The organism is Hoeflea sp. (assembly GCF_984452065.1).
Genome location: NZ_CFHWAF010000086.1, coordinates 1 through 19,811 on the forward strand (window position 1 = coordinate 1; position 19,811 = coordinate 19,811).

A 19,811-nucleotide genomic window follows, 5' to 3' on the forward strand; every position below is an offset into this window, starting at 1 on the left:
GAGGACAAAGTCGAGCTTTTCTCGCAACTTGCCGCCTCGGCCCGCTGTTCGCGCACCCTTTTGTCGCGGCAGCTCCTGTCGTGCGGCCTCTATGCCGGTCAGGATGCGGTTATTCTGGCGCTGGACGCGGAGGACGGGCTTTCATTGTCGGTCATCGCGGAGCGTCTGGGCGTGAGGGCGCCGACGATGACAAAGACGATTAACCGGCTTGCGGCCCAGGGTTTCGTCGACAAAAGGGATTCGCGATCGGATGCACGCCTGTCGCATGTCTATCTGACGGAGGCGGGACGCGAGGCAGTGAAATCGGTCAGGAAGGCGATCCGGAAATCGCAAAAACTAGCCCTGCAGGAGATGAGCGCCAAGGATGTCAAATCCCTGGCAAAGCTGCTGCGGCGTGTCGAGCAGAACATAGCGTCAGCCCTCGGGTAAGGCGGCCTTCGGCCATCTCTTTTAAAATTTCGGGTTTCAATTTAAAACGGGCGGATTGAGGGGTCGTTTCAAGGTCGCGCTGGCGGCCGCGCTGCCAAGGGGTGTGGTTCTTGGGCCAAAAGGTCAAACTGTCAACAATTGCGGATTCTCTTGGCTTGTCGACCGCAACCGTGTCCCTGGCATTGCGCGACAGCCCGCTGGTCGCCGATTCGACGCGTGAGCGGATCAAGGAACAGGCCCAGGCGCTCGGCTATATCTACAACCGCCGCGCGGCCAGCCTGCGCACGTCACGTTCCGGCATTATCGGCGTTGTCGTCCACGACATCATGAACCCCTTCTATGCGGAGATCCTGCGCGCCATCGAGAGCGAGCTCGACCGCAACCGGCAGACCTTCATTCTGTCCAATCACTACGATTCGGTCGAAAAACAGCGCAACTTCATCGAAACGCTGCTTCAGCTCGGCGGTGACGGGGTCATCATGTCGCCGGCTATCGGAACGCCCAGGAGCGACATTGAGCTCGCCGAAGACAACGGTATGCCGGCGATCCTGATTGCCCGCTCCGTCGACGAGGTCGATGTCCCGACCTATCGCGGCGACGACGCCTACGGGATTGCCCTGGCGACCAACCATCTGATCGGCCTCGGCCATCGCTGCATCGCCATGGTTGGCGGTACCGACCAGACATCCACGGGGCGTCATCGCTACCAGGGCTATGTGCAGGCCTTGCAAAAGGCCAATATCGATGTCGATCCGGATCTGAGAATACCGGGGCCGCGCACCAAACAGGCGGGTTTCGAAGCGGCGGTCAATTTCCTCTCCTTGCCGCAAAAGCCGACCGCCGCCGTGTGCTGGAACGATCTCGTCGCCATCGGATTGATGAACGGGATCGCGCGCGCCGGGCTGGTGCCGGGCCAGGACATTTCCGTTACGGGCTATGACGATCTTGAAGAAGCCTCGATCGCGACGCCGTCGCTGACGACGGTGTGGAACGGCCAGGCGGAAGTCGGCCGGATGGCGGCGCGCGCCCTGCTCGACAAGCTGAACGGATCGAAGGATGCGGACGGTCTGCACCTTATTCGTCCCGAAATGCGCATCCGGCAATCGACCTCGCCGCTGAAATGACCGTTGGAGCGGGCTTTGAGGCCGGCATGAGCATCCGGGAAAGGCTTGTGCGGTCGTTTGCATGGGCGGCGACAAGGTGTAGTCTTGAGGAAGACCCGCACGGCCTGCTATTTGCGGGGTCCGGCTACCCGTAGAACCCGACAGGAGGACAAGCATGAACCGTCGCTCATTCATCAAGAGGGCGGGTGCGGCAGGCACCGGCGCGGCAGCTTCCGTGGCGCTGGCGGCGCCGGCGATCGCGCAGTCGCAGCTGGTCGTGACATGGCAGCTTTCGTCGGGATATCCCAAACTGCTCGATACGATTTACGGCGCTGCCGTGATCTTTGCCGATACGGTGCGGGAACTGACGGACGGCAAATTCGATATCAAGGTCTTTTCGGCAGGAGAAATCGTTGATACCGCCGGCGGGCTTGAGGCGGTGCAGGAAGGAAAGATAGATATCGCCAGCACGGCCTCCAATTATTTCTGGGAAAAGGACCCGGCTTTTGCATTTGGAACCGGTGTGCCCTTCGGCCTCAATCAGCGGATGATGAATGCCTGGCTTTACGAGGGCGGCGGTCTCGAACTGCTCAACGGGTTCTACAGGAAGTTCAACATTATCGGTTTTCCGAGCGGCAATACCGGCTCGCAGATGGGCGGCTGGTTCCGCCGGGAAATCAATTCGCTCGACGATCTTGAGGGCCTGAAGTTCCGCATCAGCGGATTCGGCGGCACCATCATCGAAAAAATCGGGGTCCAGCCGGTCGACCTGCCGCCGGAACGGATCTACGGCGCGCTGGAGAACGGAACGATCGATGCGGCCGAGTTCGTCGGCCCCTATGACGACGACAAGCTCGGCCTCAACCGGGTGGCCAAATACTACTACTATCCCGGATGGTGGGAAGGCGGCGTGACGCTGATGAACCTGATCAATCTGGACAAGTGGAATGCGCTGCCAAAGCCCTATCAGGCGGCGATCCGCAGCGCGTCGGCTCAGGCCAATGCCACAATGATCGCGCGCTACGATGCGCTCAATCCGCCGACGCTGCGCCAGCTGGTGCAGTTCGGCACCGTCCTCAGGCCCTATTCACATGACATCATGCTTGCCTGTTTCAACACCGCCGAGGAAACCTATAAGGAACTCGCCTCGGACAATGCCGATTTCAAGGCCCTGCTCGATTCCTATATGGGCTACCGGCGCGATGCCTATCTCTGGTTCCAGTTGTCGGAATATGCACAGGATGCTTTCCTCATGCTGCAACAAAGGGCCGGGCGCCTGTGATGCGCGGAAGACATCCGGTCCAATCAAATCTTTTGCCATACGGAGAAAACCGGTGACCGGCCTTTCAAGGACGGCGATGTTTGCCCTTGGATTTGCGCTCACGGCTGTTGCGGGACCTGCGGTCCCGGCCCAGGCAAGTGACCTCATGAGCATATGCTCGGCGGATATCGCGTCGCAATGCAAGGGCGTTGCCGAAGGGCGTGGCCGGATATCCGCCTGCCTTTATGCCCACAGCGACAAACTTTCTCCGGCCTGCGGACCGGAATTGGCCAAAGCCACCCACAGCTCGATGTTCAAACGCTTCATTCCGGCCGATATCCGGAACCTGAACGACACGCCCTACGAGGCGACCCTCAGGAAGGGATGTGCCGCGGACATCAAGTCCCTGTGTTCGGCCGTGGCACCCGGGGAGGACCGGCTTTTGGCCTGTCTTTATGCATGGAATGACCGGGTGAGCAAAGGCTGCATGGCTGAAGCAAAGACGGTGTTTGAGCACCTGAAGTGACCGCTGAGGAGCGACCGTCCGTTTCGTTGTTGGCCTGAAGCGGTCCGGCTTGTCACCACGGTGCGGTAACGCCAAAAAACAGATCGCGTGAGCCGGCCGACGGTTGCGGCGCACAATCGATTTCATTTGACGTGCAGACGCCGAGACCCAAAATAAGCCAAGAGCCTTAACGGCGGAACGATGCCGGCCTTCCGGGCTGTGCTGCGGAGGACTGGATGACACTGCACGACGTCTCGCTGGACGACAAATACGATTTATCCAAAAACAGGATATTCGTGACCGGAACGCAGGCCGTGGTCCGCCTTCTGCTGATGCAGAAGGCGCTCGACCGCAGGGCCGGTCTGAACACGGCGGGCTTCGTTTCCGGTTACCGCGGTTCGCCGCTCGGTGCGCTCGATCAGCAGTTGTTTCTGGCCAAGCGGCAATTGGAGCCAAGCGATGTCGTTTTCCACCCGGGTCTCAATGAGGAACTGGCGGCGACCGCCTGCTGGGGCACGCAGCAGGCCGAACTTGACGGACACGGCAAATATGACGGCGTCTTTTCGGTCTGGTACGGCAAGGGGCCCGGCGTCGACCGTTCCGGCGATGTCTTCCGTCACGCCAACCTCGCCGGCACGTCGCCGCATGGCGGTGTTCTGGCCCTGATGGGCGATGACCATACCGCCGAATCCTCCACCAATGCGCATCAGACCGAGCTTCTGTTCGTCGACACGATGATCCCGATCCTCAACCCCGCCGGGGTGCAGGAAATCATCGATTACGGCCTTTACGGTTTCGCCCTTTCGCGGTTTGCCGGTACCTGGACGGCGCTCAAATGCGTGAAGGACAATGTGGAATCGACCGGCTCCGTCGAGGCGGGCCTTGACCGGCTCGATATCGTGCTGCCGGACTTCGACATGCCGCCCGGCGGGCTGAACATCCGGCTGGGCGAGCTCGATTTTCTCGGGCAGGAAGCGCGTCTGCACGAATACAAACGCGACGCGGTGAGCGCCTTCATCCGCGCCAACGGGCTCAACAGGACGATCTGGGACGGCGGCCAGAACGCCAGGATCGGCATCATCAGCGTCGGCAAGAGCTATCTCGACGTGCGTCAGAGCCTTGCCGATCTCGGCATCGACGGCGAGGCGGCAAACCGGCTCGGCATAAGGCTGATGAAGGTGGCGGCGCCGTGGCCGCTGGGGCGGGAGGACTTTCGGCCGTTCGTCGCCGGGCTCGAGACGGTCATCGTCGTTGAGGAAAAGCGCTCGCTGATCGAAGCGCAGCTGCGCGAGGCCCTTTACGGCACCGCGCATCAGCCGGTCGTGGTCGGCAAGCGCGACGAGAACGACGCCTGGCTCTTTCCGGTGAAAGGCGCGCTTGATCCGAACGACATTTCCGTCGCGATCGGCGAGCGGGTCCTGAAGATCGCGGGCCATTCCGAGGAAATCGACAGCCGCGTCAAACGCATTCGCCAGGCCCAGGCGATGCTGGCCGACATGACGGACATCGCCGTGCGCACGCCGTATTTCTGCTCCGGATGCCCGCACAACAGTTCAACACGCGTTCCGGAAGGATCGAAAGCGGCTGCGGGGATCGGATGTCATTTCATGGCCATCTGGATGGACCGGGATACCCAGGGCTTCACCCAGATGGGCGGGGAGGGCGCCCAGTGGGTCGGTCAGCAGCCGTTCAGCGAGACACCGCATATCTTTCAGAACATCGGCGACGGAACCTACAACCACTCCGGCATTCTGGCTCTGCGCTTTGCCGTTACGGCCGGTGCGGACGTGACGTACAAGATCCTCTTTAACGATGCCGTGGCCATGACCGGCGGTCAGCAGCTCGAGGGCGGGCTGACGGTCGACGCCATTGCCCGCCAGGTGCGGGCGGAAGGCGTTGAGCGGATCGCCGTCGTCTCGGATGAGCCGGACAAATATCCGACCGGGATGGACTGGCCGGCCCGGGCCAGCTTCCATCACCGCTCCGAGCTTGATGCGGTTCAAAGGGAATTGCGCGAGGTCAAAGGCGTCAGCGTGCTGCTTTACGACCAGACCTGCGCGGCGGAGAAGCGGCGGCGGCGCAAACGCGGCACATTCCCCGACCCCGACCGCCGTGTGGTTATCAACGAACTTGTATGCGAGGGCTGCGGCGACTGCGGCATCCAGTCGAATTGCGTCTCGGTCCAGCCGGTTGAAACGGAGTTCGGCCGCAAACGGCGTATCGATCAGTCAAGCTGCAACAAGGATTTTTCCTGCCTTGAAGGCTTCTGCCCGTCCTTCGTCACCGTTCATGGCGGCAAAATCCGCAAGGCCGGCGCAACCGTTGATGGCGGCGATCCGCTTGACGGTGTTCCCGACGCGGTGGCGGCGCCGATCGAAGACGGCTGGGCTTGCGTGATCACCGGCGTCGGCGGGACCGGCGTCGTGACCATCGGCGCGATCCTCGGCATGGCTGCCCATATCGAGGGAAAGGGCTGCGGCATGATCGATATGGCGGGCCTGGCGCAGAAGGGCGGCGCGGTGTTTTCCCATGTGCGGATCGCGGCCAGGCCCGAGGATATCGCCGCCATTCGTGTGCCGGCCGGCAAGGCGGATCTTGTGCTCGGCTGCGATCTGGTGGTGTCCGGATCGCGCAAGGTGCTGGCCTCGGTTCGCGAGAACGAGACGCTGTTCGTGGCCAACACCGCAGAGATCATGCCGGGGGATTTTGCCCGCAATGCGGACTTCTCCCTGCCGGTGGAGCGCCTCAAGCGCGAGATCGTCAAAACGGCCGGTGAGGATCGTACGGTCTATTTTGACGGAACGGCGGCGGCGAATGTGCTGTTCGGAAACGCAATTGCCGCCAACATGTTCATGCTTGGCCTTGCCGCGCAACGGGGCGGTCTGCCGGTATCGGTGGCTTCGATAGAGCAGGCGATCGTCCTGAACGGACAGGCCGCACAGATGAATATCGCGGCTTTGCGATGGGGCCGGCGCGCCGCACATGATCCGCAATCGGTCCGCGATCTGATTGCAGCGGCGCACAAGCCGGACCGGTCTCATCTGTTCTCGAAGGGCCCGCAGGAAACGATCGACAGGCGGGTGGAGTTCCTCACGGCCTATCAGAGCAGGCATTATGCGGAACGCTATCTCGAACGTGTCGAAAGGGTCAAAGCGGCCGACGAAAAGCTGACCGGCGCGGCCGGCCGCCTGACCGACGCGGCGGCGCGCAACCTTTTCAAGCTGATGGCGATCAAGGACGAATACGAGGTGGCGCGGCTCTTTACCGACGGCTCGTTTTCCCGGCAACTGCATGACCAGTTCGAAAGCTGGGACCGGCTGGAGTTTCATCTCGCACCGCCTGTTCTGGCCGGGGCGGAGGAAAACGGGCGACCCCGCAAGCGCCGGTTCGGCCCGTGGATGTTGCGGGCCTTCGCGCTTCTTTCCGCGGTCAGACGGATCCGCGGAACGCCGTTCGACATCTTTGCCCTGCAGGAGGAGCGGAAGCGGGAACGCCGTCTCCTGAGTGATTATGAGCGCCTTCTGGATGAGGTCTGCGGGACCATCTCGAAGGACAATTACGACGCTGCGGTTGCTCTTCTCGACTATCCGCAGCGCATTCGCGGTTATGGCCCGGTCAAGGACCGGTCCGTTTCCGATCTGCAGGGTGAACTTGAAAATCTCAAGAAGGCTTATTCCGCCGGGGGCGCGGGCTTGTCTCAGGCGGCCGAATAAAACACTGAGAAATACAGTGGCGCCAAACAAATACAACCGTAGTATAAGTGCATGTATCTAAGGTTGTATTTGAGGATCGCCGGGGGCGTCTCAAGTCTTCCTTAATGCTTTTGCGATAACTCATAATCTACATTGCATGGAATGAAGTTTATGGGTGGAAAGAAGCCGCAACAGATCCCAGCGGATGTTTATTTGTCGTTTGTCCGGTCCTTATACGGGAACCGTATGACGCTGCGTGCGGGCATGATCGCGCATGTCTCGATCTGTCTGTTGATTTACATGAAGCTGGGTGATCCGGCTTATCTGATATTCGGTGGCATTATTCTCGCTGTCTGGGTGGGCCGTTTCTATCTCATGACGCGGTTTGATCTGGTTGATGTGTGCGTCGGCGATATAACCACGATTGCCCGTTGGGAGAGGCGTTCGATTATCGCCGCCGGCATGACGACGCTTATGCTGGGATTGCTGACAGGCTATAGTTTCCTGTTCACCCAAGATACCTTTGCCCAAATAGCCGGTCTATCCGTTGCGCTCAGTGCAATGGTGTCCGTTGTCGGCCGCAACTTTGGTACGAAGATCAATGTATACGTGGTCACCTTGGCCGCGTGCATTCCGATCATGGTGAGCCTGTTGCTGACGGGCAATCTTTACATGGGCTTGCTTGCCATTTTGATCATACCGCTGGTGCTCACCACAATATCGATGGCAAACGGAGTTCGCGAGTTCCTTTTTGAGAACGTCCTCAGTCGGCGTGAAATCGCGATCATCGCCGATCGTTTCAACGCCGCGCTCAACAATATGCCACATGGTTTGTTCATGCTGGACGAGAATGCCCGGATTGTGGTCGCGAACAGGAAGGCGGCCGAGCTTCTGGCCACCGGCAGCAGGGATGCGCTGTCCGGACACACCCTTGCGGCGGTTCTCAGATACGGCGTCCGAAAGTCTGTGATCACCGCGGACCGGGCGCGGATCATCCAGCTTCAACTCCAGGCGCTGATCGACGGTGAAGAAAGCCGCGCGCTGGTTTACTTCTCGGATGAACTCTATCTCGAATTCAGCGCCAAGCGCCGCAAGAACAGCGGTGTCGTGCTTATTTTCGAGGATGTGACGGCGCGCATCAAAGCGGAAGAAAAGATCGTCCACATGGCGCGCTATGACAGCCTGACCGGCCTTTCGAACCGCGGCTATTTCTCCGAGACCGTCGAGAAGGCGGTTCGGAAAATGGACGAGAACGAAAAATTCGCGCTCGCCGTCATCGATCTCGACGATTTCAAACATGTCAACGATACCAGCGGTCATATGATGGGCGACCGGCTGCTGTGTGCCATATCGGCCCGGCTGAGCAGCATTGCCTCAGACAATATGACCCTGTCGCGCTTCGGCGGCGACGAGTTCGTCATTTTCATCCGTGACGTGCGCGACGAGGCCCATATCGACGAGATCATGTCGACACTGTTCACGGCGCTGCGCGGCACTTATCTGATCAACGGAAACCGTTTGTTCGTCAGTTTGAGTGCGGGCATCGTCATCGGCACCAAGGCCGAGTTTCGCCTCGACGACCTGCAGATCAAGGCGGACCTAGCGCTCTACGAGACAAAGCATCAAGACAAGAACAGCTGGGTGCTCTTTGCCGACGAGATGGATGAGAAATACACACGCCGCCAGAAGCTCAAGGCAGCGCTGCGCGATGCCGTGCGTGAAAAATCCTTCAGTGTCGCCTATCAGCCGATGTTCACGGTCGATACGGTCGAGGTCGCCTGCTGCGAGGCGCTCTCGCGCTGGTATCATCCCGAATTCGGCGCGGTATCGCCGGCAACATACATCCCGCTTGCAGAGGAAATGGGCATCGTCGGCGAACTGACGCGTCACGTGCTGATGGTCGCCTGCAGCGATTGCGCGGGCTGGCCCAACGGTTCGGCCGTATCGGTCAATCTGTCCGCCAATGATCTGCGCAACCAGGACATCGTCTCGATGGTCACCGATGCGCTCAAGGCGTCCGGGCTTGAAGCCGGACGGTTGCAGGTGGAGGTGACGGAGAGCGCTTTTGTCCAGGATGCCGCCAAGGCCAAAGCCATACTCAAGGAGCTTCACGCCAAGGGCGTGACAATCGCCATCGATGATTTCGGAACCGGCTATTCGAGTCTGAGCTATCTGCATCTCCTGCCGCTCGACAAGGTCAAGATCGACCGCTCATTCGTCTGCGACATCGCCAATGACGAACGTATGCTCAAACTGCTGAAGGGCGTCGTCCATCTTTCCCGGGAATTGGGCCTGGAGATTGTCATTGAGGGCGTCGAGACGGAAGAGCAGCTGGAACTCATCCGCTCGACCAAGAGCGCGGATCTCATCCAGGGCTTCATCTTCGGCATGCCGATGCCCAGCAGCGGCATATCGGAATTGACCTCACTCGGAGCCAACAAGAAAGGCCGCGCGGCTGCCGCGTGGTGACGTTGCGGAAATTATCCGGTTTCAGAGCATTCCCGGCGTGACACCCGTGTTGCTGCTTGTGGGTCATCTGCGGCCGAAGATCCTCGGTATGAAACGGCCTGTTCTTGCCTTGTATGCGGCATATTCCTCGGCCATCGGGGTGGAGGCGAATTTCTCTTCCTCGCCCCGCGCGGCGGCCCAGTAAGTCACGATGATTGCGGCCAGCGGCACCAGTGCCCAGGGGCTCCACGTGCCGATTGCCCAGCCGGACCAGAGTAAAAGATAAGATGAATAGAAGGGATGCCTGACAAGGGAGTAGGGGCCCGTCATCAACAGGCTTGCGGGCAGCTTCTCATCGAAGGCGGCAAGAAGCCCGGCTTTGGACGACTCGCGTATCGTTGCCCAAAAGAGCAGGGCGCTCGCGATCAGCATGACCAGGGAAACCAGTTGCGGGATGATCGGCTGGTTTCCGTAGAAAGTCAGGCCTATCATTAACAACAGGCTAAACAATACAAGCAGTGAGAGCATGTTCATGCCCTTGGGCATCTGCTTGACGTCTACGTCGAAATGGCACCGCATCGACCACACATGCGCTGCCAGAATCCCCACTGCAAGCAGGCAAACCAGCCCATCCAGCAACATCGCTCACTCCCAAAACAACGACGATCTTTATTCAACCAGCAATAGAATCATTCACGTTTCTATACCGTGCGTTCCCCTATCTAACCAATAAATCCGAACATGCAAGCTTAGGCAAATATTAAACGCCATCTGTTAAATTCCACAGAGCTGAAAGCCGTTGCAAACCCTGGCGTGGAGGTGGGATTTGACAAAGATTATGCCGACCGTTTCAAGCGACAAAGCGTCGCTGTCCTATATGGACAGAGCGGGCGACGGCATGCCGATTCTGTTCCTGCATGGTTCGGGATTTTCAAAGGGGGTTTTCAGCCAGCAATTCGAAAGCGAGGAACTCGCCGGCCACCGGCTGATCGCCGTTGATCTGCCCGGTCACGGAGCATCGCCGGACGCGGACGACCCGCGGGCCACCTACTCCTATGAGGGCTTTGCCGCCGCCGTGACCGCATTTGTCCGGGAAATAGGGCTGGACCGCTGCGTGGTCGTCGGATGGTCGCTGGGTGGGCATATCGCGTACGAGATGCTGGGCGACGTATCGCAGGTGGCAGGTGTTCTGGCTTTTGGCGCTCCTCCTGTGAGCGGAGGTCCGCTTGGTCTTATCCGTTCCCTGCACATATCCAGAAATCTGCTTTTGGTCTCCAAGGGTACATTCACCGAGGCGGATGCAATGCGCTTTGAGAACGCTTGCCTCGGCGGATTGCGTGCTGGCGAGTTTGTGGAAACACTGCAACGGACCGATGAAAGGATGCGACCCAGCCTTTCTCGTAATGTTATGGGAAATCCGGACAATGATCAGCGCACGGGTGTCGAGACTTCCGGCACGCCGGTATGCCTTCTGCACGGACGACGCGATCCTATTGTACGCATGAGTTACATGCAGTCGCTTTCTGGACCGGGGCTGTTTGAGGGGCATACGATCATCTTCAATGAGTCCGGACATGCGCCCTTCCTAGATGCTCAGGAAAGATTCAATCGTCTGCTCCGCCGCTTTGCCGATGCCGTCGAGCGCGACAGCGGATCGGACCTTCGCGACATCAAACACCTCTATCGTCTTGTTGGCTGAAGATCTGCTATTAGAGCATCCGCTTTGCCCGATGCTCTAGCTGCTGTTCTCGAACGCTGCTTCGGGAACACGCAATAGAGACAGATGCCCATTCCCGCTATTTGAACGGATGTTTCGCGTTTGGCTGCGATAAAGGCGCGGCCGCTCTGTCTGCCCGTTAACCTTAACATAAAATTAACAGCCGGTTCCTTTTGATTTAACTTTTAATATTTGCTTCTATCCGCTACCGTTATCTTACTGTTAACCAATGCGGGGCGGGGTTTATGGCATCTCCCAAATCCACTTCTGACTTTGCGTCTAGAGTGTTAGATGTGATGGAGCGGGTAGAGTACCGCAGGATTGTGACGGCGGAGGACATGGAAGATGTCTCACAGCTGAGAATAAAGGCCTATAAGAAGGCAAAGATGCACGTGCCGCCGCCGGGTCAGCTGTTTGTCGATGACAGTGATTTCGATCCGCAGGCGTTTGTCTACGGAATATACTGTGAGGAGCGGCTGATCAGTACAATTCGTGTACACCACGTCACGCCCGCTCACCGTGTGAGTCCAAGTCGGCATCTCTTTCCGGAGACAGTTGATACACTTTTAGACTCAGGTTTGTCTCTCATCGACCCGGTCAGGCATGCGTCGGACCCGGAGGTCTTTGATGATCTGCCGGCCCTGCCATATCTGACGCTTAGAATTGCCACCATGGCCTGCGAGTATTTTGGAGCGGATCGTTGCCTGTCGCTGGTTCCGCCGCGGCACTATCCATTTTATAAGCGGGTATTCCGGTCGATGGAGGCAGCGCCTCCGATCATTAACACACCAGGCTATGATATCGACCTCGGGCTTCTGGTCGCACACGTTTCGACCGAGTTGCCGAAAGTTTACGAACGTTATCCCTTCTTCCGCTCGCAGCCCTTCGAGCGGCGGATGATGTTTGCACCGCAGGAAGAACTCGGCACAATGCCCCTGACCATCATACCGACGGCCCGCTACCTGCAGGCTGCCTCCTGAGATTGTGATTCCGGGCGGCCGGGACCGCCCGGTTTGCACGCCCGATATGGGCGGTCATGTGCCGCATGCGGCCTTTTTCCGGCACGACTTGCCCCGACGGGCGGCATTGTGTATTCGAGGCTGCAAGCTTTGCCAGTGTCCGCCGGCGCCTGCCGGCTATTTGGACGGCAAAGGGATTTGAGGCAGGAAACGTCCGTGCGATGATCGGACGCAACCGGTTTGGCAGGGGAGTGTCTTGATGGCCGAGCAGAATACCGGACCCGTCGAAACGGGAGCCGAGATGGATTACCCGGAACACGAAAAAACATACAAGATGTTCCTCGACCTGACCAAGTTCAGCACGCTTTTCTGTGTCGTCATCCTGATCGCCATGGCGTTCGGTTTCTTTACCTCGGCCGGTTTCATCACTGCCACGCTGCTGGCAATCATCCTATTCGCAGTCGGTTTTTACGTGCTGAAATAGGCCGGTCACGGCCTGTTGCCGGCGTATTGCTGCAGCTGTGCGGCCGCGGCGGGTCTTGGCGCGATGTCAGATCACAGGGAGTGAAGAGTGGCTAGCACCGTTTTCATTGCAAAAGAATCCCATCCGGACGAATCCCGGGTTGCCGCATCCGTCGACTCCGTCAGGAAAATGACCTCGCTCGGTCTGAACGTGGCGGTTCAAAAGGGCGCCGGCGCCGGCTCGCAGATACCCGACGAAGCATTTGCCGAAGCCGGCGCAAAACTGACCATCGCAACGGGCGCAAAATCGGCCGATGTGGTCCTCAAGGTCCGCCGGCCGACGGATCAGGAGTTCAAGTCCTACAAGAAGGGCGCCGTCGTTATCTGCATTATGGACCCCTATGGCCATGAGAAGGCTCTCGGGGCGCTCGCCGAGGCAGGTCTGTCCTGCTTCGCGATGGAACTGATGCCGCGCATTACCCGCGCGCAGGTCATGGATGTGCTTTCCTCGCAGGCAAACCTTGCCGGCTATCAGGCGGTCATCGACGCGACGCATGAATTCGGCCGGGCATTGCCGATGATGATGACGGCCGCGGGGACCGTCCCGGCTGCCAAGGTGTTCGTGATGGGTGCGGGTGTCGCCGGTTTGCAGGCCATTGCGACAGCGCGCAGGCTGGGCGCCGTCGTCTCCGCCACCGATGTGCGCCCGGCGGCCAAGGAGCAGGTCGCCTCGCTCGGCGCGAAGTTCATCGCCGTCGAGGACGAAGAGTTCAAGGCGGCCGAAACGGCGGGCGGATACGCCAAGGAAATGTCCAGGGAATATCAGGCCAAGCAGGCCGAACTGGTGGCCGACCATATCGCCAAGCAGGACATCGTGATCACCACGGCGCTGATACCGGGACGGCCGGCGCCGAAGCTCGTCAGCAAGGCGATGCTGAAATCGATGCGGCCCGGATCGCTCTGCGTCGACCTTGCGGTCGAACGCGGCGGCAATGTCGAAGGCGCCAAGGCGGGCGAGATCGCCGAGGTCGAGGGTGTCCGGGTCATCGGCTACAACAATGTGCCGGGCCGGATCGCCGCCAGCGCTTCGCAGCTCTATGCAAGGAACCTGCTTTCCTTCCTCGAAACGATGATCGACAAGGATGAAAAGACGCTGGCGATCGATATGGAAGACGAACTCGTCAAGGCCACCATGCTGACCCATGACGGAGAGATTGTGCACCCGGGTTTCGGCGGTGCCGATGATTCAAAGGGGGATGCGTGATGGCAAATTCCGCAGTCGAAAACGCACTGGACAATCTGGAGTCCGCGACGCAGGCCGTGCGGCAGGCCGTGACCGACATGCCGGCGGTCGCCGATGCCGCGGGAGCGGCAGCGCACGGTGCGACCGGCGGTGCGGTTGATCCGTTCATATTCCGCTTCGCCATCTTCGTACTGGCGATCTTTGTCGGTTACTACGTGGTCTGGTCGGTGACGCCGGCGCTGCATACGCCGCTGATGGCGGTCACCAACGCCATCTCGTCGGTGATCGTCGTCGGGGCGCTTCTGGCCGTCGGCATATCGGCCAGCGGTCTGGCGAGCGGTTTCGGTTTCATCGCGCTTGTGCTCGCCTCGGTGAACATATTCGGCGGCTTCCTCGTCACCCAGCGCATGCTCGCCATGTACAAGAAAAAAGAAAAGTGAGGGGCTGATTGATGTCTGAGAGTTTCGCGGCCTTTCTCTACCTTGTTTCGGGCGTTCTTTTCATTCTCGCCCTGAGGGGTCTTTCCCATCCGACGACGAGCCGGCGGGGCAATGTCTACGGCATGATCGGCATGGGTATCGCCATTGTCACGACGCTTGCGCTTGCAACCCCGTCCGCCGGCGGCCTCGGGCTCATTGTCATCGGCATCGCCGCCGGTGGCGGCGTCGGCGCCGTGGTGGCGCGCCGTATTCCGATGACGGCGATGCCGCAGCTTGTCGCGGCCTTCCACTCGCTGGTCGGCCTTGCCGCCGTGCTGGTGGCCGCCGCCGCGCTCTATTCGCCGACCTCGTTCGGCATCGGCGAGATCGGCGATATCCACGCACAGGCGCTTGTTGAAATGTCGATCGGCGTCGCCATCGGCGCCATCACCTTTACCGGCTCGATCATCGCCTTCCTGAAACTCGATGGCAGGATGTCCGGCAAGCCGATCCTGCTGCCGATGCGCCATGTCATCAATGCCGGTCTTGGCATCGCCATCATCCTGCTTGTCGTCATCCTGGTCGTCAGCGAGAGCACGTTCGTGTTCTGGCTGATCGTGCTGCTCTCGCTGATCCTCGGCGTGCTGATCATCATTCCGATCGGCGGGGCCGATATGCCGGTCGTCGTCTCGATGCTCAACTCCTATTCGGGTTGGGCGGCGGCAGGTATCGGCTTCACGGTCGGCAATCTGGCACTGATCATCACCGGCGCGCTTGTCGGCTCGTCCGGCGCCATCCTTTCCTACATCATGTGCAAGGGCATGAACCGGTCGTTCATTTCCGTGATCCTCGGCGGGTTTGGCGGCGAGACGGCCGCTGCCGCCGACGATGATATGGACCGCTCGGTCAAGCTCGGTTCCGCCGAAGACGCGGCCTTCCTCATGCAGAACGCCTCGAAGGTCATCATCGTTCCCGGATACGGTATGGCGGTGGCGCAGGCGCAGCATGCGCTGCGCGAGCTTGCCGACCTGCTCAAGGAAGCCGATGTGGAGGTCAAATATGCGATCCACCCGGTCGCCGGCCGCATGCCCGGGCACATGAACGTGCTCCTGGCGGAAGCCAATGTGCCCTATGACGAGGTGTTCGAACTGGAGGATATCAACTCCGAATTCGCCCAGGCCGATGTGGTTTACGTCATCGGCGCAAATGATGTCACCAACCCGGCCGCACGGGACGATCCGTCGTCTCCGATCTACGGCATGCCGATCCTCGAGGTGGACAAGGCCAAGACCTGCCTCTTCGTCAAGCGGTCGCTGGGCTCGGGCTATGCCGGCATCGACAACACGCTGTTCTACAAGGACGGCACGATGATGCTGCTTGGCGATGCCAAGAAGATGACGGAAGATATCGTCAAGTCGATGGATTGATCAGGAAAAACCCGCCGTCCGGCGGGTTTTTCAATCTCTTTGTCCAAATCTCAGCGCACGCGTGAAAGGCCGTCCTGGGCAGGCTGGTATTTCGGATCGAGCTGCGCCGCGCGGGCATAGGCGTTGCGGGCCTTCGTCTTGTCGCCCCGGCGCTCGTAGATCAGACCCTGATTGACCCAGGCCTCGGCAATGTTCTTGTCGAGCTGCAGCGCCTTGTTGATGTCGGTGAAGGCGTTTTCCTCGTCACCCAGTGCCAGATAGGACAGGCCGCGATTGTTGTAGGGCAGAGGCGCTCTCGGCGACAATGAGATGGATTTGGAGAAATCCTCGATGGCCTGATTGTGCTGGCCCCGCTTCTGATAGATCAGGCCGCGATTGTTGTAGGCGCGCGGGTCGGTCGTATCGACATCGATGGCGCGCTGATAGTCGTTGAAGGCATTGTTCAACTGACCGGCCTCGCGGTACATGTTGCCGCGTCCGATATAGGCGACATCGTAGCGCGGATTGAGCTGCAGTGCCTTGTTGTAGTCGTTCGATGCGGCGGCGAGATCACCCATGCCGCGATAGATCAGTGCCCGGTTGGCATAGGCCTGGTAAAGATTCGGGTTGAGCTTGATCGCCGTATTGAAATCCTTCAACGCCTTGCTGAAGTCGCCAGCGCGGCCATAGGCGCTGCCGCGCACATTATAGGCTTCGGCATTGTTCGGATTGTTGTCGATGACCTGCGTCAGCGAGGCGATATTGCCTTCCGAGCCTTGCGCTCTTTCGATGCTGATCACGCTGGACGGGTCGGTTGCCTGGCAGGCGGTAAGGGCGATGGCCGAGGCGGCAGCTATCAGGAAAGCCGGAATGCGATTCATGCTTTTCAACGCCGTCACCCGTATGTCCCTCGTGTTTGAATCCGCCGGCCCCGGTCACAAATAAAGGCGGCGGCGATTCAATCGCCCCGCCTCAGCAAACGCACAAATTGCGTTTGAATAATGGCAGTTCCTAGCGGCCGTTGCGGCCGACCAGAAGACCTTCGCGCTGAGCACGCTTGCGTGCGAGCTTGCGTACCCGGCGAACGGCTTCGGCCTTTTCGCGGGCGCGCTTCTGAGACGGTTTCTCATAGAAATCGCGCATCTTCATTTCACGGAAAATGCCTTCGCGCTGCATCTTCTTCTTCAGTGCGCGCAGCGCCTGATCTACATTGTTGTCGCGGACAAGTACCTGCACCTGATCCCGTTCCTTCCGGTTTAGAGTTATGCCATCGTCACAGTGACAATAAAAGTTGCGTCACGGCGACGATATGTGTTGGAAAATACATCCTGGTTCGCGAAAGTCGTTTGACCTCGCGGCTGGCAAGGCCCTAACAGAATTCGTCTGCCAAGTCCAGAGTCGTGGTCGGGAATTGATTATTTTGATGTCGGCGGGATAAAACCGAAACGGGTCTGCAGGGCGGCGTCCGGCGTCGCAATGAAACAAACGAAGGGCGGGCAAATCTGCCATCACATGGGCTTGCATCGTGCGCCGCAACCGGGAGCCAGTCATTCGCATGCGAAAGTATTCCGTTTTCGCCGTCGCCCGCGAAGCCATGCGCGGTCACAAGGGTTGGCCGCAACAGTGGACGTCGCCGGAACCGAAAAAAAACTATGACGTGGTCATCATCGGGGCAGGCGGCCACGGTCTCGGCACGGCCTATTATCTCGCCAAGCAGCACGGCATCACCAATGTCGCGGTGGTGGAAAAGGGCTGGCTTGGCGGCGGCAACACCGGACGCAACACGACGATCATCCGCTCCAACTATCTCTATGACGAAAGCGCGGCTCTCTATAACCATGCGATGAAGATGTGGGACGGGCTCAGCCAGGACCTCAATTACAACGTCATGTATTCGGCGCGCGGTGTGATGATGCTGGCGCACAATGTTCACGATGTGCAGGGCGCCCGGCGGCATATCCACGCCAACCGCCTGAACGGGGTGCAGAACGAGTGGCTGACGCCGGAACAGGCCAAGGATTATTGCCCACCGCTGAATATTTCCGCGACCGCGCGCTATCCGGTCATGGGCGCCGCGCTGCAGCGATGCGGCGGCACTGCCCGTCACGATGCGGTGGCGTGGGGCTACGCGCGGGCCGCGGCCGACCGGGGTGTCGATATCATCCAGAACTGCGCGGTGACGGGCGTGCGCCGCTCCGCGAACGGCGTTGTCGAAGGGGTCGAGACGAGCCGCGGCTTCATCGGCGCCAAGAAGGTGGGTGTCGTGGCCGCCGGCCACAGCTCGGTCATCATGGAGATGGCCGGCGTGCGCATGCCGCTGGAAAGCTATCCGTTGCAGGCGCTTGTCTCGGAGCCGGTCAAGCCGGTCTTCCCCTGTGTGGTGATGTCGAACACGGTGCATGCCTATATCTCGCAGTCCGACAAGGGCGAACTCGTGATCGGCGCCGGAACGGATCAGTACACGTCCTATTCACAGACCGGCGGGCTGCATATTCTCACGCACACGCTGGACGCCATCTGCGAGATGTTCCCGATCTTCTCGCGCATGAAGATGTTGCGTTCCTGGGGCGGGATTGTCGATGTGACGCCGGACCGTTCGCCGATCCTCGCCAGAACGCCGGTCGGCGGGCTTTACGTGAATTGCGGCTGGGGTACCGGGGGCTTCAAGGCGACGCCCGGTTCGGCCCATGTCTTTGCCCACACAATCGCAAATGACGCGCCGCATCCGATCAATGCCGGTTTCACGCTCGAACGTTTCCGCACCGGCCGCCTGATCGACGAAGCCGCCGCGGCTGCGGTTGCCCATTAAATTCCAGGTTCGATAAGATGCTCCTCATTTACTGTCCCTACTGCGAAGAAGAACGGCCCGAGATTGAGTTCCGCTATGCCGGCGAGGCGCACATTGTCCGGCCGGCCGATATCAAATCGGTTTCGGACGAGGAATTTGCCGAATTCTTCTTCCTGCGCGACAACCCGAAGGGCATTGCCTTCGAACGCTGGCGGCACGTTCATGGCTGCGGACGGTTCTTCAATGCGGTGCGCGATACGGTCACGGACAAGATCATCATGACCTATGAAGCCGGCAAACCGCGTCCTTCCGATGAGGAGATACAGGCCAGACAAAAGGAATTGGTCTCATGAGCGGCGCAAATCGCATTGCCGGCGCCGGTCGGTTGACCCCGGCCAGGACTGTCCGCTTCAGCTTCGACGGCGAAATCTATACGGGCCTTGAGGGCGATACGCTGGCATCCGCGCTGATTGCCAACGGCGTGCATCTGATGGGCCGCTCGTTCAAATACCATCGCCCGCGCGGCGTGCTTGGCGCGGGTGCGGAGGAGCCGAACGCGCTGATGGACATCGAGCGCGACGCATCGCGCCGGCAGCCCAATGTGCGGGCCACCGTCCAGGAGGTCTTCGAGGGCATGAAGGCGGTATCGCAGAACCGCTGGCCGTCGCTGGGTTTTGATGTCGGTGCGGTCAACGACGTGCTTTCGCCGTTCTTCGCGGCGGGCTTTTACTACAAGACCTTCATGTGGCCGAAGGCCGCCTGGCAAAAGCTCTACGAACCGGTGATCCGCTCGGCGGCGGGCCTTGGCGTTTCGCCCAACGAGACCGATACCGACCGCTATGCGAGCCGCTATGTCCATTGCGATGTCCTCATTATCGGCGGCGGCGTTTCGGGTCTCAGCGCCGCCCTTGCCGCGGCGAAGACAGGCGCCCGTGTCATGCTGTGCGACGAGCAGGCGCATATGGGCGGCGCGCTTGCCTATGAGAACGGCGTGACAATCAACGGTGTGGCCGGCTTCGACTGGGCGGTGCAAACCGCCCAAGACCTTGCCGCGATGGACAATGTGCGCATGCTGACCCGCACGACCGCCTTTGGCTATTATGCCCAGAACTTCGTGGCGCTTGCCGAGCGGGCCAGCGATCACCTCGCCGAGCCCGACCCGGATCTGCCGCGCGAGCGTCTCTGGCCGGTGCGGGCGAAGAAGGTGATCATCGCGACAGGCGCGATCGAGCGCCATATGGTCTTTGCCAACAATGACCGGCCTGGAATCCTGTTGTCTTCTGCAGCACGCATGTTTCTCAATCATTACGGCGTTGCCGTCGGCAGCAAGGTCGGCGTCTATACGGCAAATGATTCCGCCTACGAGACGGCGTTCGATC

18 protein-coding genes are annotated in these 19,811 nt (G+C 59.9%); 15 read left to right on the top strand and 3 right to left on the bottom strand.

Features of this window, described 5'->3' with window-relative positions; translation table 11 throughout:
- The 6 genes from AC5E6N_RS15985 to AC5E6N_RS16010 form a co-directional block, all read left to right on the top strand.
- Nucleotides 1–429 (top strand): MarR family winged helix-turn-helix transcriptional regulator (locus AC5E6N_RS15985; RefSeq protein WP_491748744.1); only part of this gene is annotated, 429 nt, incomplete at its 5' end.
- Nucleotides 430–539: 110 nt separating this feature from the next.
- Complete coding sequence (locus AC5E6N_RS15990) at nt 540–1,553, top strand: LacI family DNA-binding transcriptional regulator (protein WP_491688667.1); 1,014 nt, start codon at nt 540–542, stop codon at nt 1,551–1,553.
- Nucleotides 1,554–1,707: 154 nt separating this feature from the next.
- Nucleotides 1,708–2,814: a TRAP transporter substrate-binding protein gene (locus tag AC5E6N_RS15995; protein ID WP_491748745.1), complete on the top strand. Its 1,107-nt coding sequence runs from the start codon at nt 1,708–1,710 to the stop codon at nt 2,812–2,814.
- A 52-nt stretch (nt 2,815–2,866) separates the two neighbouring features.
- Complete coding sequence (locus AC5E6N_RS16000) at nt 2,867–3,319, top strand: cysteine rich repeat-containing protein (RefSeq protein WP_491748746.1); 453 nt, start codon at nt 2,867–2,869, stop codon at nt 3,317–3,319.
- A 215-nt stretch (nt 3,320–3,534) separates the two neighbouring features.
- Nucleotides 3,535–7,011 (top strand): indolepyruvate ferredoxin oxidoreductase family protein, encoded by a 3,477-nt coding sequence (locus AC5E6N_RS16005; protein WP_491748747.1) that lies wholly within the window; start codon nt 3,535–3,537, stop codon nt 7,009–7,011.
- 225 nt (nt 7,012–7,236) lie between these two features.
- Nucleotides 7,237–9,459 (top strand): putative bifunctional diguanylate cyclase/phosphodiesterase, encoded by a 2,223-nt coding sequence (locus tag AC5E6N_RS16010; protein WP_491748748.1) that lies wholly within the window; start codon nt 7,237–7,239, stop codon nt 9,457–9,459.
- A 63-nt stretch (nt 9,460–9,522) separates the two neighbouring features.
- Here AC5E6N_RS16010 and AC5E6N_RS16015 read toward each other — a convergent pair whose 3' ends face one another.
- A complete protein-coding gene (locus AC5E6N_RS16015; protein ID WP_491748749.1) occupies nt 9,523–10,080 on the bottom strand; it encodes a methyltransferase family protein in 558 nt (185 codons plus the stop codon).
- A 184-nt stretch (nt 10,081–10,264) separates the two neighbouring features.
- Here AC5E6N_RS16015 and AC5E6N_RS16020 point away from each other — a divergent pair, with 184 nt between their 5' ends.
- From AC5E6N_RS16020 to AC5E6N_RS16045, 6 genes are all read left to right on the top strand, one after another.
- Nucleotides 10,265–11,137, top strand: coding sequence for an alpha/beta fold hydrolase (locus AC5E6N_RS16020; RefSeq protein WP_491748750.1), 873 nt, complete (start codon nt 10,265–10,267; stop codon nt 11,135–11,137).
- 263 nt (nt 11,138–11,400) lie between these two features.
- A complete protein-coding gene (locus AC5E6N_RS16025) occupies nt 11,401–12,135 on the top strand; it encodes an N-acyl amino acid synthase FeeM domain-containing protein (RefSeq protein WP_491748751.1) in 735 nt (244 codons plus the stop codon).
- A 238-nt stretch (nt 12,136–12,373) separates the two neighbouring features.
- Complete coding sequence (locus AC5E6N_RS16030; RefSeq protein ID WP_491748752.1) at nt 12,374–12,598, top strand: aa3-type cytochrome c oxidase subunit IV; 225 nt, start codon at nt 12,374–12,376, stop codon at nt 12,596–12,598.
- 87 nt (nt 12,599–12,685) lie between these two features.
- Nucleotides 12,686–13,840 (top strand): Re/Si-specific NAD(P)(+) transhydrogenase subunit alpha, encoded by a 1,155-nt coding sequence (locus tag AC5E6N_RS16035; protein ID WP_491748753.1) that lies wholly within the window; start codon nt 12,686–12,688, stop codon nt 13,838–13,840.
- Nucleotides 13,840–14,259 carry a proton-translocating transhydrogenase family protein gene (locus tag AC5E6N_RS16040; RefSeq protein ID WP_491748754.1) on the top strand — a complete coding sequence of 140 codons (420 nt, stop codon included), beginning with the start codon at nt 13,840–13,842 and terminating at the stop codon, nt 14,257–14,259. The genes AC5E6N_RS16035 and AC5E6N_RS16040 overlap by 1 nt, the downstream gene beginning before the upstream one ends.
- A gap of 11 nt (nt 14,260–14,270) precedes the next feature.
- Nucleotides 14,271–15,665: an NAD(P)(+) transhydrogenase (Re/Si-specific) subunit beta gene (locus AC5E6N_RS16045; protein ID WP_491748755.1), complete on the top strand. Its 1,395-nt coding sequence runs from the start codon at nt 14,271–14,273 to the stop codon at nt 15,663–15,665.
- A gap of 50 nt (nt 15,666–15,715) precedes the next feature.
- Here AC5E6N_RS16045 and AC5E6N_RS16050 read toward each other — a convergent pair whose 3' ends face one another.
- Both AC5E6N_RS16050 and rpsU read right to left on the bottom strand, forming a co-directional pair.
- Nucleotides 15,716–16,525, bottom strand: a complete 810-nt coding sequence (locus tag AC5E6N_RS16050; RefSeq protein ID WP_491748758.1) for a tetratricopeptide repeat protein — start codon at nt 16,523–16,525, stop codon at nt 15,716–15,718.
- A 130-nt stretch (nt 16,526–16,655) separates the two neighbouring features.
- Nucleotides 16,656–16,880 (bottom strand): 30S ribosomal protein S21, encoded by a 225-nt coding sequence (gene rpsU / locus AC5E6N_RS16055; RefSeq protein WP_491688679.1) that lies wholly within the window; start codon nt 16,878–16,880, stop codon nt 16,656–16,658.
- A gap of 319 nt (nt 16,881–17,199) precedes the next feature.
- On the opposite strand from rpsU, the gene AC5E6N_RS16060 reads away from it, so the two are divergent.
- From AC5E6N_RS16060 to AC5E6N_RS16070, 3 genes are all read left to right on the top strand, one after another.
- Nucleotides 17,200–18,453, top strand: coding sequence for a sarcosine oxidase subunit beta family protein (locus AC5E6N_RS16060; RefSeq protein ID WP_491748756.1), 1,254 nt, complete (start codon nt 17,200–17,202; stop codon nt 18,451–18,453).
- 17 nt (nt 18,454–18,470) lie between these two features.
- Nucleotides 18,471–18,785, top strand: a complete 315-nt coding sequence (locus AC5E6N_RS16065) for a sarcosine oxidase subunit delta (protein ID WP_491688681.1) — start codon at nt 18,471–18,473, stop codon at nt 18,783–18,785.
- Nucleotides 18,782–19,811 (top strand): FAD-dependent oxidoreductase (locus AC5E6N_RS16070; RefSeq protein ID WP_491748757.1); only part of this gene is annotated, 1,030 nt, incomplete at its 3' end. The genes AC5E6N_RS16065 and AC5E6N_RS16070, both read left to right, overlap by 4 nt.